Origin of the sequence: Fusicatenibacter saccharivorans, assembly GCF_015557635.1 — a bacterium.
In the GTDB taxonomy this organism is placed as follows: domain Bacteria; phylum Bacillota; class Clostridia; order Lachnospirales; family Lachnospiraceae; genus Fusicatenibacter; species Fusicatenibacter saccharivorans.
Genome location: NZ_JADNOP010000013.1, coordinates 19,403 through 36,347, shown reverse-complemented (window position 1 = coordinate 36,347; position 16,945 = coordinate 19,403). Strand labels below are relative to the sequence as shown.

Sequence of the window (16,945 nt, the reverse complement as noted above, 5' to 3'; positions counted from 1 at the left end):
TCATAAAATCAAGCACAAAAAACTCCGAAAATATTTTTTTTCATTCTATCTCCAAACGTTGCACCAGTCAACAAACTCACGCCGATTCGCCCTCCGGGCGAATCCAGCCCCTCTCCCCGTCCTCCAACACACTCTCCCCTTCCACGCAACAATCTCACGCCGATCTGCCCTCCGGGCAGATCCAGACCACTCCTCCCGTCCTCCAACCCCAGGATCTGGCTCCGGCGTCGTGGCATCTGCAAATCGCTCTGCATCTTTTCAATCTGTTCGCTGTTTACCTGTTCAAAATAGTTGTTGGCACACTCCAGCAGTACCATACGGCAGAAATCCCGGACAAAGCTCATATCGAGAAGCATCTGTGTTTTCTCCTGCATTGTGCTGCGGCTTTGCCCGTTGACCATCAGATACAGCAAATGCTCCCGCAGAAACTCCATGCTTTCGTCCTTCCGTTTTTCCTCGCGCTCACTCTTTGCAAGCTTTTCGGTGATTTCACCAACCACCTTTTTAAATTCTTCCGGGTTGACCGGTTTTAAAATATAGGCGGAAACACCGTAAGAAATCGCCTTTTTCGCGTAGGAAAACTCGTCGTACCCGCTGAAAATCACGGTTTCCGTCCCCGGATACTCCTCATGAATCCGGGAAAGAAGCTCAATTCCGTCCATGAACGGCATATTGATGTCGGTCAGCAGTACGTCTATCTTCTCTTTTTCAAACACCTCCAGTGCCTCCTCCCCATTGGAGGCCTCCAGAATATTCTCCCGGATATTCATCCACGAAAGCAGCATCCGAATTCCCTTTCGCTCTATCATTTCGTCATCTACAATCAGATATGTGTACATGTAGTTATTCCTCTTTCTAAGCAGCATTACATATTATTTCTATAATACCATTTTTCGTTTAAAATTGTATAGCTTTTGCCGCTCAAAACCGTTCCCGGAAACACCGGAGCCGTAACCATTTCAAAAAAAATGAAATCCGGAACGGTCTCCGATTTTTCGATCCATTCCGGATTTTGTTTTTCACTTCTGTTTTTGCTTTTTATTTTTGATTTTCACTTCTGCTTTCCGTTCTGAAATCCTGCTTTTCCTCAATGAATAAAGAACGCGTCCTCTTCCTCGTCTTCCACAACCGGTGTCATCGGATTATACTCGGTTTCTACCAGCTTCTTCACCAGCTCGTGATCGAAGTTGCGGCGGATTTCACAGGTTCTGTCGAAAATCATGGTTGCTTCATCCCCCGGGGTGCATGCCGGCCAGTTCGGGAGGGATGGGGTTTCCGGGCTTCCGTAGCGGGCAAAGTTGATCCAGGCGGTGGCCATACGCTCCTGCAGACGGTCTGTTTCGCCCGGGACATTGCATACGGCGATGCGGTCGATGTTATGGAATACGAACGGAATCTCGGCACAATGCCATGCGGCTTTTCCGCCATCGATCGGGAATTCATAGGTAAACTGATAGGAATAAGTCGGCGCTTCTGTAAACTCCGATTTCTGACGAATGAATTCGATCGTTGCCGGACGGAAGAACGTATCCACAGACCACAGGTCGGCAATTGTTTTGTCCGGATATGCTTTTTCAAAAAGAGAAATCAGCTCCGGCGTTGCATCGCCATATTTTCTCGTCAGGAACGCAATCTGTTCCTCACGGTTCATCTCATGTTTTCCCGGCACAACCGGTCCAAAATCAAACTCACCGATGTTGGTTCCTGCCAGCACAGGAATCGTTTTAGCGTGATCCGTAAATCCGCACTTGATCGGATTTCCGTGGAACCAGCCATTCTCCATCGGTCCCTGTCCGATATAGCAGCCTTTCGCAGCAACCTCTGCCTCAACTTTATTGTACGCATTTGACAGCTCATAATACGGGATCGTCTCAAGCTTCTCCACCTCGGACTCGTCCAGATTCAGTTCTTTTAACAGAGCCTTCACAATCGCGGTGCCGTCTCCGTCCTCTTTCTGATAAACCTTTGCCTCATAAACACCGCTCTCGATGATACCCTTCTGGAACAGGCCGTCTGCTGCCGGCGTATTCATCAGCGTTGCTACCTTCATACCGCCGCCGGACTGACCGAAAATCGTAACATTCTCCGGGTCTCCGCCGAATGCCGCGATATTGTCATGTACCCACTGCAATGCAGCTACCATATCTGCGTTTCCTGCATTCGCAGAATTTTTGTATTTTTCGCCAAACGGCGAGAGATCGAGATAACCGAGGATATTCAGCCGATGGTTCACGGAAACAACAACGACATCACCGAACTCGCTTAAGTGATCCCCCTCATATGCCACATGCTCAATCGCAGAGCCGGCGCTGAAGCCGCCGCCGTGGAGCCATACCATGACCGGCTTTTTCGCACCCGGATCAAGACTCTGTGTCCAGACATTCAGGTTCTGGCAATGCTCGTCCTGCGGCCAGTAACGATGCGGTACCAGCACCTCCATGTTCGGCTCATCCTGCTTTAAAAGCGGACATACATAGCCGTATGCCAGCGCATTTTTGATTCCTTTCCATGGTTTCACCGGCTGTGGCATCTGGAAACGGTCCGCCTCAGCGTAATGGATTCCATGAAACGCGTATGTCGTATTCAGGCGGAAGCCGCGTACCTTTCCCGCCTTTGTCTCTACTACCGGATCTGTTTTACTGCATACAAAATAATCTCCCATATTTCGGTTACCTTCTTTCTATCCTGTTCTGTGACGCGCAGTTTCCAAAAAGCCACCGCAAAATCCCCCTGATCTTTCCGTTTTTGCACCGGTCTTTGAAGCATCTGTTGTTTTTGCATTTACGCATCTGCTCCCTATTATACCAGACAATTTTTTCAGAAACAATTCTTTTTACTTTTATTTTCGGCTGTTTATATCAACAAAGTCCGAAAATCACGTCAAAAATGGATATTTCCATCACAACTTCAAAGTGCTACAATAAAAAAGAAGGTAAAATCAACGTAAAAAAGGGGACTACTATGACGAAAACAGTACAAAAGAGCAAAGCCCGCGATATGACCCAGGGCTCTATCTGGAAACAGCTTCTTCTCTTCTCTCTTCCGCTGATGGCCGGAAATCTCTTCCAGCAGCTTTACAACACCGTTGACAGCATCGTTGTCGGCAACTTTGTCGGCAAGGAAGCACTCGCCGCCGTCGGCTCCGTCGGTCCGATCATCAATTCTCTGATCGGCTTTTTCATGGGACTTTCCACCGGTGCCGGTGTCATTATCTCTCAGTATTATGGCGCAAAGGCGGATGAAAAGGTCAGCCGCACCGTCAGCACGACACTGGTGATGACGTTTATTCTCTCCATTGTCTTTACCATTCTCGGCATTCTCATCACGCCGTACATGCTCCGCATGATGAGCACACCGGACGATGTCATCCGTGAGTCGGCAACGTATCTTAAAATTTACTTTGGCGGTGTTGCCGGTCTGATGTTCTACAACATGGGCTCCGGCGTTCTCCGCGCTGTCGGCGATTCCCGCCATCCGCTGTATTTCCTGATTTTTTCCGCTGTTGTCAATACCGTGCTCGATCTTTTGTTTGTCGTTTCCTTCGGCATGGGAATCGAGGGTGTGGCGCTTGCAACCGTTATTGCACAGTACCTTTCGGCGGTTCTGACGCTGTATGTGCTGACCACAACAGACGGCCCATACCGCATCTGTTGGAAAAAGCTCTGCATGGACTGGTCTTTGCTGTACCGCATCGTCTGCGTCGGACTGCCGGCAGCGATCCAGCAGATGGTGACTTCCGTTTCCAACGTTTTCGTGCAGTCCTATATCAATGTATTCGGCTCGGATGTTATGGCGGGCTGGAGTGCCTACATGAAAATCGACCAGTTTATGATGCTGCCGATGATGAGTGTTGGTCTTGCTTCGACCACCTTCACCGGACAGAACGTCGGTGCCAGCTACATTGACCGTGCAAAAAAGGGTGCTACAACCGCATTCCTGCTTGCTGAGCTTGTAACCATTGTGATGATGATTCCTCTGCTGATTTTCGCTCCGCAAATGGTCTATCTGTTTAACCAGGAGGCAGCTGTGATTCGTTACGGAACCCTGTTTCTGTATCTGCTATCCCCGTTCTACATTCTCTGCTGCGTCAACCAGGTTTATTCCAACGTCCTGCGTGGCGCAGGAGACACCAGAACACCAATGATCGTAATGCTCGGAAGCTTCGTCGTGTTCCGCCAGATTTACCTGTTTGTGATGTCACATATATTTGATTCCATCATTCCGATTGCACTTGGTTATCCGGCGGGATGGCTGGTATGCAGTGTTCTGATTTATGCCTGCTATCGGAAATTCCGATGGAATAAAGGAATGCGGAAAAACTGAAGGATTCCTTTCCTGACATAAGCAAAATGGGCTGTTGCACTAAGAAAATGAACGTAGTGCGACAGCCCATTTTTTCGCATTATTTTTTCAGGAGTGCTGCTGAATGCTCTTTAATCAGAACAACTCCGCAATCGCCGCGATCTTCTCACAGTTTTCCGGCAGCGGACCATTGATTTTCGGTGACTGGCGCGTTGCCACGTAACGGCTTGCGATTCCGGCAGAGGCTGCACCGTGGCAGTCAGCGATATCGTCATTTCCTGTCATCAGGCATTCTGCCGGATCGAGGTGATACTGCTTCAGCAGCATCTCATAAAACGCCGGATCCGGTTTTTTCACACCGGCATCCGATGAGAGCAGGATTCCATCAAAGTATTTCGTAAGGCCAAGCAGGGAAATTTCCGGCGCGGTGAAAAGCGCCTGTGCATTGGACAGCAGAAAAACCTTCTTTCCTGCGTCTTTTAAACGCTGCAGCATTTCCGGCACGCCGGGGAACAATTTCAGTTCTTCTATCGAAATCGCACGGAACATTTTCGCCAGATCTGCAATTTCTTCTTCCGTTACTGAAACAGCCTGATCCTCAAACAGCTGCCGGAACACATCCGCAATGTCGATTTCCGGTACATGGCTGCCGCGGCACTCCATTTTAAGCGCAGCTTCCTGCTCTTTGATTTTTGTCTCATACGCCATCCGGAGTTCTTTCGGCTCATAGGCGGCCCCTTTCATCCCAAAGAACAGGCTCATTTTTTTCCAGAGATACGCTTTCTTTTCATTCGTATGTATATCTACCAGAGTTCCATATAAATCAAAAATATAATTCTGATACATCCTTTATCATCCTTTCTGTACGGAAGGTTTTCCACACGACACGTATTCTACCAGACTTTTCTCCACAATTCCATGTCTTTTTTCCAGACTTCCTATCCTTTTTTCTCCACCCAGATTGTCTATCAAACCAGATCGTTGAAACCTGTTTTGTCTTGTTCTCTGTAAGAAAGAATCCTGCCCGGAGGGCTTTTTACGTTATCGGAAAATTCAACAAAGTTTCCGGTAACGTAAAAAAATTCCCCCGTACAGATTTTGTCCGCAACAGGGGAATTCATTACATCTCACAGTTTCCTGCGAATTGTAATCTTTGATTTACTTTCTCGCATCCAGCATTTCTTTCACCAGACGAATATACTCCGGTGTCGTTCCGCAGCAGCCGCCGACAATGCCTGCTCCTGCGTCTACCAGAATGTTCATATATTTTGCGAACGTCGGCGCATCCATGCTGTAGATTGCCTCTCCGGTCGGCGTGATTTTCGGCAGGCCGGCATTCGGTTTTACGATAACCGGTACTCTTGCCACTTTTTTCATGGAATTTACGACTGCCTCAAGCTGATCCGGTCCGACCGAGCAGTTCAGTCCTACGGCGGATGCTCCCATTTCCTGCAGTGTCTCAACTGCTTCCACAGCGTTTCCGCCGAACAGGGCAGAACCGTCTGCTTCCAGCGTCAGAGAACACATAATCGGCAGATCGCAGACAGAAAGTGCAGCATCCATAAAGACACACGTTTCGTCTACGCTCAGCATCGTCTCCGCTACCAGAAGATCAACGCCTGCATTTGCTACCGCTGTTACCTGCTCTGTGTAGGATTCCAGCAGCTCTTCATAAGAGAGATCGCCTTTTGGCTGCAGCATTTTTCCTGGTGTAGAAAAATCTCCCGCGATCAGCGCACCTGTTCCGGCAAGCGCTTTTTTCGAGATGTCCACCAGGCGTGCATTCAGCTCCTCCACCTCGTTTTCTCTTCCATAATCCGCTAATTTCAGTCTGTTTGCACCAAAGGTCGGCGCATAGACAATCTGGCTTCCCGCCTCCACGTAAGCCTTCTGTAAATTTGCCAGAATATCAGGGTGCTCCAGAACCCAAAGCTCTGTACTGACTCCTTTTGGCATTCCCGCTTTTGTCAGATTTGATCCGGTTGCGCCATCCAATAAAATGACACCTGCTCCGGCAAGCTGTTCAAATTCTTCTCTTGTCATTTTCTTTTCTCCATTCTGCCCGAGTTCCCTGCAGCACATGTCCGCGTATACTGACAAATCCCGGCTGTTTTTTCTGAACCTGCCGCACTTTTCGCGTCAAATTCATGTTCAGTATAGCATTGTATTGTTTTCCCGACAAGTAGAAAAGAGGTATCCGTTTTGGATACCCCTTCTCCTGTTTCCGTTCACGGATGTTCAGCAAACCCTGACATCCTTAATCATGATGCGCGTCTGAATGATGTGTCTCCGAATGATGCGTCTCCGAATGATGTGTCCTGCCCGAGCTGTTCCCCCCACCGGACGGGATATTCTTCGGTGACCCCGGAGACAAATTTGTTCCCTGATTCACACGGGTTGCTTTCTGTCCATTTTCCACCTGCGAGGATGCCGATACCGTTGAAACACCCGAATCGGAACTGTTTTCCGTTGCAGCATTTTTTCCACACGCAACGAAAGCCAATACTGCTGTACCGACAAGTACGGAAATTACTGCCTTCTTCATTTCTCCACCTTCTTTCCTGGTACATCGTTTTCGCCTGAACATTAGAGCGTGTCTGAAAAATTATTTCCGCAATCTGTGAAACACACTCTGGTTGTAATTTCATTTTAAATAAACTTCTTACTATTGTCAATTTACTCTACAAATTCCCTATTATTTTCTTTTTTTTGTTCCAAAATATTTTCAGACACAAACAGCAGCCGGACCCCTCTCCCGGATCCGGCTGCCGTTTGTCCTGTATCGTATGCTTTTATTCTGCAGTGCTTGAAGACGTCGAAGCAGTGCCTGTGCTGCTTGTCGATGTCGTTTCGGTACTGCCTGATGTCGTGCTGTCAGACGTTGTACTGTCCGTTGTTGTGCTGTCGGTTGTGGTTCCATCTGTGGAATCTGTAGAAGCGCTGTCAACTGTCATCGTATACAGATCTGCGTCCGTTACTTCAAGTTTTTTCCAGTTGGATGCGACCTTGATATCGCTCTCCTTTACCCATCCATCCAGTGTATCGTTGTACTTATCCGATTTGCGGTTGGAAATGATAGTCTGTCTTCTGGACTCGGTTTTATCCTCGTCGAATGCTTTATCTACACGGATCACATAATATGCATCATCGCCTTCGATGACACCGTCATAATACTCGCCATCCTTCAGCTTTGCTGCTTCTTCCGCTACTTTATCTCCAAGAGAACAGGTATCGTCATCGTCTTTCTCCGATCCGGTTCCAAAGGATGTCTCGGAAGAGGTCAGATATGAAACTTCTGAGGAGGAATCGCTGTCGGAACTGCTCGATGTGCTCGCGCTTGAAGCGTCGGATGCGCTTGTGTCGGAAGCATCGGAAGAAGAACTGCTCTCATCGGAGCCATCTGCAGAATCGGTGGAATCTGCGGTATTCTCCGCATTTAACTGATCGTTCAGCTCCTTGCGCAGATCAGTAAACGATGCGGTTGCCGGATCCTCAGACTCTTTTAAGAGATCCAGGAATCTCTGTGCGATTTCTTTCTTTGCCGCTTTTTCCTCGTCCGTCAAATCAATCGTTTTTCCATCGTCATCCTTCTCGGTTCCTGCTGTGGATACCGTGATGTAGCTGATGGAGGTCTGTTTTGCCTCTTCATCGGATACCTCGGTATCTACATCTGCGATGATCGGATCATAAATTTTGGTCTGAATAACATACAGCTCCAGTGCATCCTGGATGTCCTCAACGGTTGCGTGCAGCTTTTTCATCACATCGTCACCGTTCTTATCTGCGAATGCCTGTGCAGCCTCTTTCGCCTGCTGTTTTTCCTCGTCTGTCAGGGAAATTCCGTATTCCTCTGCGTGCTGCTGCATCAGAAGCTCTTTTTCGATCGTATCAAGAGACTGCTCCTTGAACGTTTCCCCGGTAGTCTTTCCATCGTCGCCTTCCTTGTCGTACATCTCAGACGGCATCTGCATTCCGTACATCGAGTACATCTTGGAATAATAATTGTACATGGTTGCCTGCTGATATCTCAGCATGAAATTTGCCTGTCCGAGTGTAATCGACTCGTCATTTACAGTAATTGCCGTTTTTGTTCCGTCCACATTGTCGGAACCGCAGCCGGTCAGTCCCATCGCTGCCATCGAAGCACTCAGCATAACGCAGACTGCTTTTGCTTTTAAATTTTTCATTACTTCCTCCTCATGCAGGGCGAAATGTATGCTCAAAAAGAATTTACCTTTTCAAAACTGTCCGGGCCTTTCAAATGCCCGACTTTTTTACACATTCGAATTTCCGGTCCTGCATCGATTTTTATAAACGCTTTTTCTATTATACCCTTTTTGCTGATACAGGGCAACTTTTTTCTTCCCTGTTCACGCCTTTTTCACACGATTTTGTGGGTATGCGAGTGTTTCACTCCTGCGTGATCTGCAGCAGATCTTCCACCAGTGCATGGCTCTTCTCCAGCAGATCGATCTTTTCCTTTGAATTTCTCCGCCGCGGCGTGTAGACAAACGCCAGCGACTCCATCTGGAATTTCAGTTCGTCGCGGTATTTCTGCAGCAGCTCCGGAATCCGCGCTACATCGATTTTTGCATGCTGCTGTAAGGTGACTCGTACCGAATCGCCCATCTGTTTCAGCTCCGTCACATACGCACAGTGCGCCAGCGCTTTCAGTTCTGCGACAGCCAGAAGATTCTGTACATTTTTCGGCGGTTCCCCGAAGCGGTCGGTCAGCTCCTCCGTCATGTCCTCATACTCTTCCTTATTTTCAATCGCCGCAATTCGCTTATAGGTGTCAAGCTTCAGAGCCTCGTTGCTGATGTAGCTGTCTGGAATATAGGCACTGACATTCAGATCGATCGTTGTCTCGAACGCCTCTGCCGGTGCGATGCCCTTCGCCTCCTGGACAGCCTCTGCGAGCATTTTACAATAGAGATCGTATCCAACCGATTCCATATGCCCAGACTGCTCCGCGCCCAGCAGATTTCCGGCGCCTCGGATCTCAAGATCACGCATTGCAATTTTAAAACCACTTCCCATCTCCGTAAATTCACGAATCGCATGGAGACGCTTCTCCGCCACTTCCTTCAACATCTTGTTTCTGCGGTACATCAGAAACGCATACGACGTCCGGTTCGACCGTCCGACGCGGCCGCGGAGCTGATAGAGCTGTGACAGTCCCATCTGGTCGGAATCATGGATAATCATCGTGTTGACATTCGAAATATCGAGTCCTGTCTCAATGATCGTTGTTGACACCAGCACATCGATCTCTCCGTTGATAAATCCGTACATGATCTTCTCGAGCTCGCGCTCCTTCATCTGCCCGTGCGCAAAGCCTACATTTGCATCCGGCACGAGCTTCTGGATCGTGTTTGCCATATCCGCAATCGACTGGACACGGTTATAGACATAGTAAACCTGCCCGCCCCGCGCCAGTTCACGGTTAATCGCCTCGCGAACCATTTCTTCATTGTATTCACAGACAAAGGTCTGGATGGGCTGGCGATCCTGCGGTGCTTCCTCGAGCACACTCATATCCCGGATTCCAATCAGGCTCATATGCATGGTACGCGGAATCGGTGTCGCCGTCAGTGTCAGAACATCCACATTTTTTTGCAGCTGTTTGATTTTTTCTTTATGCGTCACGCCGAACCGCTGCTCCTCATCGACAATCAGAAGGCCAAGATCTTTGAACTTCACATCCTTTGAAAGAACGCGGTGTGTTCCAATGACAATATCCACGAGTCCTTTTTTCAGATCCTCCAGCGTTTTTTTCTGCTCTGCCGGCGTGCGGAACCGGCACAGAAGATCAACGCGCACCGGAAAGTCCTTCATGCGCTCAACGAACGTATTGTAATGCTGCTGTGCCAGAATGGTGGTCGGAACGAGGTAGACGACCTGTTTGCTCTCCTGTACTGCCTTGAACGCTGCACGGATTGCAACCTCGGTTTTGCCGTATCCGACATCGCCGCAGATCAGGCGGTCCATGATCTTTTTGCTCTCCATGTCCGCCTTTGTCGCCTCGATCGCCGCAAGCTGATCGTCCGTCTCCTCAAACGGAAACAGTTCCTCAAATTCTTTCTGCCAGATCGTATCCTTTCCGAACTGATAGCCGGATGACGCCTGCCGCTCGGCATACAGCTTCACGAGATCCTGTGCGATATTTTTTACCGCATGGCGAACCCGTGTTTTCGTCTTATTCCATTCCTGACCGCCGATTTTATTCAGCTTCGGCACCTTTGCAGCTTCGCCGGACGCATACTTCTGCAGCGTATCGAGCTGGGTGGCCAGCACATAGAGGTTCGATCCGCCCGCATACTCGATTTTCATGTAATCACGCGTTACGCGGTCCATCTCAATTTTTTCGATACCGCGGTAAATACCAAGACCGTGGCTCTCATGCACGACATAGTCACCGATCGATAGATCCGCAAAATTCTGGATTTTCTGACCGGAATACTCCGATTTCTTCCGGTTTTTCTTCTTCTCTTTTCCAAAAATATCCGTCTCTGTGATCAGCACAAATTTCTGCATCGGATATTCAAAGCCTCTGCGGGCCGCGCCGTGGATCAGCATGACCTCGCCCGGTTTCAGAACACGCTCCTCATTCTCGCTGTAGAAGGCCGGAATCTCCTCATTCTGCAGGTCCTCCGCCAGATGCTGCGCCCTCGTCCGCGACGGACTCGCCAGTACAATACGGTAACCCGCTTTTTTCCAGGATTTCAGATCTTTTACCAGAAGCGGGAACTGATTGTTATACGAATTGACCGATTTCACCGTCACACCGAACTCATCGCGGATGTTCCACTCGCCCTTCTGCGGCTCCATCAGCGATACGGCAACACAGCCGCGGCGGTTCAGTTTTGCCACAAACTCCGCCGTACTGCACATCAGCTTCGCCTGTCCCGGCAAGAGGTATCCCTTTTCGAGACGGTGGCTCACGCTCTCCTGAAACTCTGCTTCCAACGCATCGGCACACTCGATGATGCGGTTCGGCTCATCGAGGAAAATGCGGCTGTTCTCCGGCAGATACTCAAGAAACGAGACGGTCTCCGGATAAAAATAATGAAGATACTGCTCCGCTCCCTGCAGAATTTCGCCCTCGCCGATCTGATCGCAGATTTCCTCTGCCGCATGGCGGATACGCGCCGCTTCCTCCGTCATCATCTTGTCGCGGAACTTTGTGCTCTGCGCTTTTGCCTCTTTTTTAATCGCTTTCACACCGCGCGCAATCGTGTCCTCAGTTAAGATCAGCTCCGATGCCGGATAGATTGTGATTTCCTCGAGGTTTTCAATCGACCGCTGGCTCTCCGCATCGAAGCTTCGGATGGAATCTATCTCATCGCCCCAGAGCTCAATCCGGATCGGATTTTGTTCCGTCAGCGGATAAATATCGAGAATGCCGCCGCGCACGGAAAACTGGCCGGTCGACTCCACCTGAAAGGTACTCTCATAGCCGAGCCGCACCAGCTCTTTTCTTATTTTATCCAGATCGAGTTCGCTGTCATTACGCAGATGGATACAGTGCTTTTCAAACACGTCAAGAGGCAGAAGAAAGTCCATACATCCCCCCACACTGGTGATGATGGTAACTTCCTTCCGCTCAAGAAGTGCCTGGATGACCTGAAGCCGCTGCCGGATCAGCAGATTTCCGTGAATGTCCGCCTGATAGAAAATCAGGTCCTTCGCCGGATAATACAGCGTCTCCGCATCGTACAGCCGGTAATCCTCATATAATTCTTTTGCTTTTAATTCATTTTCCGCGATCAGAAGCCGCACCGGGGCATCCTCGGAGAGACCTGCGATCATGTGGGCTTTCTGGCTTTCCAAACAGCCCGAGATCACCGTCACACCTGCGGTTCCTTTTTTCAGATCACGGAACAGCTCGTCAAAACGGGCAATTTCTTTGATCGGTTCTAATAACGCTTTCATTTTCCTTACTCTGCCGGGTTTGCAGATTTGCGGTTATACTCATTCATAGCTGCGTCCACATCCCCGTTCAGCATCTGCTCGATTGCTTTTGCCGCATGCTCGATCGCCAGATTTACAAGGGGACGTTCGTCTTTCGTAAACGGACTTAACACGTAGTCCGCCAGATCCCAGTTTTTCGGTTTCTCACCGACGCCGACCTTCACACGCATAAATCGGTCGGTGCCAAGATTGGCAATGATGTTTTTGATGCCATTGTGGCCGCCCGCGCTTCCTTTTTTGCGGATACGGATCTGTCCCGGCGCCAGGCTGATATCATCGTAAACCACGATCAGCTCGCTCTCCGGATCCACTTTGTAATAGTTCACCAGCTCCCGAACGGACTCGCCGCTCAGGTTCATATATGTCATCGGCTTTGCGACAATGACTTTCTGGCCTGCGATCATGCCCTTTCCGAACAGTGCCTTGTGGCCTGCACCGGAAGACGGGATCTGATATTCGTCGATCAGGTAATCGATGGTGTCGAATCCGACGTTGTGCTTCGTGCCCTCATACTGGCGCGTCGGATTTCCCAAACCTACTATAATAAACATACTTCCTCCTGCAATGCAGACAACAGAGAGCAGAAAAAACTTTCCCTGCCCTCTGTTGTCTGATGTATGATTGTTCTTTTTCTTTAGTTAAAATATACCAGTTCGCTCTCCGGTTTCTTGGCCGGTTTGATTTCTTTTGCATACAGAACCGGGCCTTCGCCATCGTAAACCTTCATATAGCCCCATTTTACCGTTGCAGTCACGTCAACCCAGGAACCCATTACGAGAGATTTGGCGCTTGCGCATTTGCAGACATAGCCGATAAAAGAAGTATCATCTGCACAGCAGGTCATTGCCATACGACCCGGGACAAAGAAATCAGCTCCGACGTCTTTGCTCTTTAATACCATGCCTCGGAAATGAACGGTTTTGCCCTCGTAGCGCTCCGGGTTGTCGCCCATGTCGACATACCAGATTCCGTAATCGGCATCGTCGATTTCGATCACATCGGCATCGGTATCGAACGGCATCTGATCCTCAAAAATGTTGTCAATTTCGCCTTCTTCATTCTCAAACAGAACGTCGCATGCCTGATTGACTACTTTGATGCTGCGGCGGAATGCCGGAAGCGGATCTTCCGGACGACAGCGGTTGAACATAACCATATCCGCATTTTTTGCCATCTCCATGAAAACAGATTTCATATTCTGCATATAAATCTGGAAGCAGCTTGCATCGACCGTCACAATCTCCTGTACAATGCCCCAGCCGCGCGGCAGCTCCATTTCTTCGAGTTTTTTTACGCTCCAGAGCGGATTGTATTCCAGAATAATACGCTCCGGGCGATATTTACGGTTCAGTTTTTTCAGGTAATCTAAGGTAAACTGCTCCGGTCCTTCTACGATTTCCAGTACTGTATTGTGTTTGAGCAGTTCTTTTTCGTCATACTCTACCTCACCCTCTTCGGTTGTGATCAGAAGGGTCGGCCCGTCAATCTGGAAATATTCCTGTGCTACGGTAAAATTGATAAAAGAGGTTTTTCCACTCTCCAGAAATCCTGTTATGAGATAAATCGGAATTTCTACTTCGTCTTCTTCGTACATTTTGTACCTCCGTTGTCTTTGACGTACTCCCGGAATCTTTCTGCACTTGCTTTTGCGGCTGAGATTCCGGGCGTACCTTTTGCTTTGTCTCTAAATCAAGAAAAAAGCTACCACATCGGATTTTGTTTCTGATGCGGCAGCTTCACTACAATTCACAGGTACCCTGCGGACCGTAATTTTCGCAGCTACTTTGTATTTTTACAGTCCGAACAGCTCTGCCAGCTTATCTTCTGCTAATTTGGAACCGATGACACAGATTCTTCCGGTGAATTCCGGTGCTCCGTCACGTACTTCGTACTCTTCCGGAACCATATCGAAATAGATCCACTGTCCATCGGCGCCTGCTACCATACCTTTGGCACGAAGAACCATACCATAAGCGGTATCCTCGGAAAGTTTCTTTAAGATGCCTTCGATCTGCTCTTTGGTGAAGGTCTTCACAGTCTCCTGACCCCAGCTTGTGAAAACTTCGTCTGCGTGATGATGGTGATGATGCTCATGACCACAGCCGCACTCGTCATCGTGGTGATGATGATGCTCATGGTCATGATCATGGCCGCAGCAGCACTCGTCATCATGGTCGTGGTGATGATGCTCATGCTCCTCGTCGTGATCGTGGCCGCAGCAGCACTCGCCGTCATGGTCGTGGTGATGATGTTCATGTTCATCCTCATCATGATCGTGATGATGGTGCTCATGCTCCTCATCGTGGTCATGGCCGCAGCAGCACTCGTCGTGGTCATGATGATGGTGATGATGCTCTTCCTCTTCTACCTGCGCAAGGTTGATGATCGCACCTTCCATCGTATCGAGTACTTTCTTGCCGCCCAGAACTTCAACCGGTGTGGTGATGATGTGTGCTTCCGGATTCAGCTCGCGGAGCATTTTTACAGCTGCCTCTACTTTTTCGGTATCGGCTTTATCGGTACGGCTCAGGATGATGGTTCCTGCGCTCTTTACCTGATTCTCGAAGAATTCGCCGAAGTTTCTGAGATACATTTTGCATTTCATAACGTCGACTACGGTTGTTGCGGAATTCAGGGCTACGCCTGCTTCTTTTTCTACACCGTCTACAGCCTTGATGACGTCGGAGAGTTTACCTACGCCGGACGGCTCGATGATGATGCGGTCCGGGTGATATTTGGTGATAACGTCTTTTAATGCTGCGCCGAAGTCTCCCACAAGAGAGCAGCAGATGCAGCCGGAGTTCATTTCACGGATTTCGATACCGGCATCTTTTAAGAAGCCTCCGTCGATTCCGATTTCACCGAATTCGTTCTCGATCAGAACAACCTGCTGGCCTTTCAGTGCGTCTCCGAGGAGTTTTTTGATCAGGGTTGTTTTTCCTGCGCCCAGGAAACCTGAAATAATGTCTATTCTTGTCATTGATTTAACCTCTTTATCTTGTTGATTCCGTTTATAGTTAGCTGCAAAAGGGCCGAAGTTTATCCTCCGCCCCACACTCACGCTTATTATAGCAACCATAGAACAAAAAATCAAGAGAATTTCCCTTGCTTTTTCTGCATTTCACCATTATAATATATTACATGTCTTTTCTACTTTAACGCGTTGAATGGGCAAATCATTTTACCTATGAATGGGGGATTTTTTTATGAGTGGAACAAAAGAAAAAAAACTCAATCTGCCACAGTCACTGCTTTTGCTGCTGCTGATCATCGTATCCGTCGCAGTCTGTATCCGCCTGAAAACCGGCGGTCCTATGATCGGCCTGTTTGCAAGCTGGATTTTTATCTATCTGTTTTGTAAGATTTTCGGTATTTCTTACACCAACATTGTTGCCGGCGCATACGATGCCATCCGTATGGTCGTCCCGACGCTCTGCCTTCTGATGGCCATCGGTGTCATGATCGGCACCTGGCTGCAGAGTGGCACCATTGCCACCATCATTTCCTGGGGCTTAAAAATGATTAACCCGTCCTGGCTGCTGCCTCTGACGCTGCTGTTCTGCTCCATTTTGAGTATTGTAACCGGTACTTCCTATGGTTCCGTCGGAAGCGCAGGTGTTGCCATGATGGCGATCGGAAACGCCATGGGTATCCATCCTGGCATGGTAGCCGGTGCTGTCATCTGCGGTGCCATGTTCGGTGACAAATTAAGTCCTCTTTCCGATACCACAAACCTTGCTCCGGCCGTTGCAGATGCCAAACTTGGCGATCATATCCGCTCGATGCTCTGGACCACCCTTCCAACATATGTGATAACCTTAATTCTTTTTACTATTCTCGGTTTCCAGCAGACCAGCGGAAGCTATACCGAGGGAAGCATTACCGTTTACATCGATGCTTTAAACGGTGAATTCCAGCTTGGATGGATTACCATGATCCCTGCCATCCTGATTATTGTATTGCTCCTCTGCAAAGTAAATGCGATCTCTGCACTTGGTCTTTCCAGCTTCGCTGCCGGATTTGTTTCCTATTTTGTGCAGCACGATACTCTGCAGGGCATCATCCGCACAGCTTACAACGGTTACACAACCGCAATCGAAGAACCGGTATTACAATCCATCTTAAACCGCGGCGGCATGGGAAGCATGCTCCAGTACGTAGCCATTATCTGCTTTGCTGTCGGCATGGGCGGCATGCTGGAAAAACTCGGTGTACTGGATCACATTCTTCAGGCGATTGTAAAGAGAATCAACAGCGATGGAAGTATGATCCTGGCAACGATGATTGTCGGTTACGTGACCAGCCTCATCAGCTGCTCCCAGCCGATGGCACACGTTCTGACCGGCCGTCTGATGGCACCTGTCTTTCAAGAGCGCAAGGTTGCACCGGAAATTCTTTCCCGCTGCCTCGAAGACTCTGGAACTATGGCTGGTCCTATGATTCCATGGCATGGCTACGGCGTATACATGGCCGGCACACTTGGTGTTGCATGGTCGGCATTTTTCCCGTACTTATTCCTGCTTTACCTGACCCCGGTTTTCAGTATTTTCTATGGATTTACCGGAATTTCCATTAAGCATCTTCCGGAAACCAAAAACAATGAATCAAAAGAAGAGAAATAAGGCAAAAGCAGAAATCGTAACAGGAAATCATAAACAGAAACAAAAAA

At 48.9% G+C, this 16,945-nt stretch carries 12 protein-coding genes; 2 read left to right on the top strand and 10 right to left on the bottom strand.

Annotated elements, in window-relative coordinates; translation table 11 throughout:
• Positions 1-8: 8 nt before the first annotated feature.
• Complete coding sequence (locus I2G42_RS11605) at positions 9-839, bottom strand: response regulator (protein ID WP_158581052.1); 831 nt, start codon at positions 837-839, stop codon at positions 9-11.
• Positions 840-1,087: 248 nt separating this feature from the next.
• The gene (locus I2G42_RS11600; RefSeq protein WP_118742076.1) at positions 1,088-2,662 is read right to left on the bottom strand and encodes a carboxylesterase/lipase family protein; all 1,575 of its coding nucleotides are present in this window, start codon (positions 2,660-2,662) and stop codon (positions 1,088-1,090) included.
• Positions 2,663-2,961: 299 nt separating this feature from the next.
• On the opposite strand from I2G42_RS11600, the gene I2G42_RS11595 reads away from it, so the two are divergent.
• A complete protein-coding gene (locus tag I2G42_RS11595; protein WP_055225745.1) occupies positions 2,962-4,323 on the top strand; it encodes an MATE family efflux transporter in 1,362 nt (453 codons plus the stop codon).
• 114 nt (positions 4,324-4,437) lie between these two features.
• Here the strand turns inward: I2G42_RS11595 and I2G42_RS11590 are convergent, their stop codons facing one another.
• From I2G42_RS11590 to I2G42_RS11555, 8 genes are all read right to left on the bottom strand, one after another.
• On the bottom strand, positions 4,438-5,148 hold the full coding sequence (locus tag I2G42_RS11590) for an HAD family hydrolase (RefSeq protein WP_173859439.1): 711 nt from the start codon (positions 5,146-5,148) through the stop codon (positions 4,438-4,440).
• A 312-nt stretch (positions 5,149-5,460) separates the two neighbouring features.
• Positions 5,461-6,345, bottom strand: a complete 885-nt coding sequence (locus I2G42_RS11585; RefSeq protein ID WP_055220913.1) for a homocysteine S-methyltransferase family protein — start codon at positions 6,343-6,345, stop codon at positions 5,461-5,463.
• A 214-nt stretch (positions 6,346-6,559) separates the two neighbouring features.
• Positions 6,560-6,847, bottom strand: a complete 288-nt coding sequence (locus I2G42_RS11580) for a hypothetical protein (RefSeq protein WP_055220917.1) — start codon at positions 6,845-6,847, stop codon at positions 6,560-6,562.
• A gap of 247 nt (positions 6,848-7,094) precedes the next feature.
• Complete coding sequence (locus tag I2G42_RS11575) at positions 7,095-8,489, bottom strand: SurA N-terminal domain-containing protein (RefSeq protein ID WP_173859438.1); 1,395 nt, start codon at positions 8,487-8,489, stop codon at positions 7,095-7,097.
• Between the two features lie 223 nt (positions 8,490-8,712).
• The gene (mfd, locus tag I2G42_RS11570; RefSeq protein WP_195531086.1) at positions 8,713-12,237 is read right to left on the bottom strand and encodes a transcription-repair coupling factor; all 3,525 of its coding nucleotides are present in this window, start codon (positions 12,235-12,237) and stop codon (positions 8,713-8,715) included.
• A gap of 5 nt (positions 12,238-12,242) precedes the next feature.
• On the bottom strand, positions 12,243-12,827 hold the full coding sequence (pth, locus tag I2G42_RS11565) for an aminoacyl-tRNA hydrolase (protein ID WP_055225751.1): 585 nt from the start codon (positions 12,825-12,827) through the stop codon (positions 12,243-12,245).
• An 83-nt stretch (positions 12,828-12,910) separates the two neighbouring features.
• The gene (locus tag I2G42_RS11560; protein ID WP_118742080.1) at positions 12,911-13,870 is read right to left on the bottom strand and encodes a TIGR03943 family putative permease subunit; all 960 of its coding nucleotides are present in this window, start codon (positions 13,868-13,870) and stop codon (positions 12,911-12,913) included.
• 198 nt (positions 13,871-14,068) lie between these two features.
• A complete protein-coding gene (locus I2G42_RS11555) occupies positions 14,069-15,256 on the bottom strand; it encodes a GTP-binding protein (RefSeq protein WP_118742081.1) in 1,188 nt (395 codons plus the stop codon).
• Positions 15,257-15,482: 226 nt separating this feature from the next.
• On the opposite strand from I2G42_RS11555, the gene nhaC reads away from it, so the two are divergent.
• Positions 15,483-16,898, top strand: coding sequence for a Na+/H+ antiporter NhaC (gene nhaC / locus I2G42_RS11550; protein WP_118742082.1), 1,416 nt, complete (start codon positions 15,483-15,485; stop codon positions 16,896-16,898).
• Positions 16,899-16,945 lie beyond the last annotated feature (47 nt).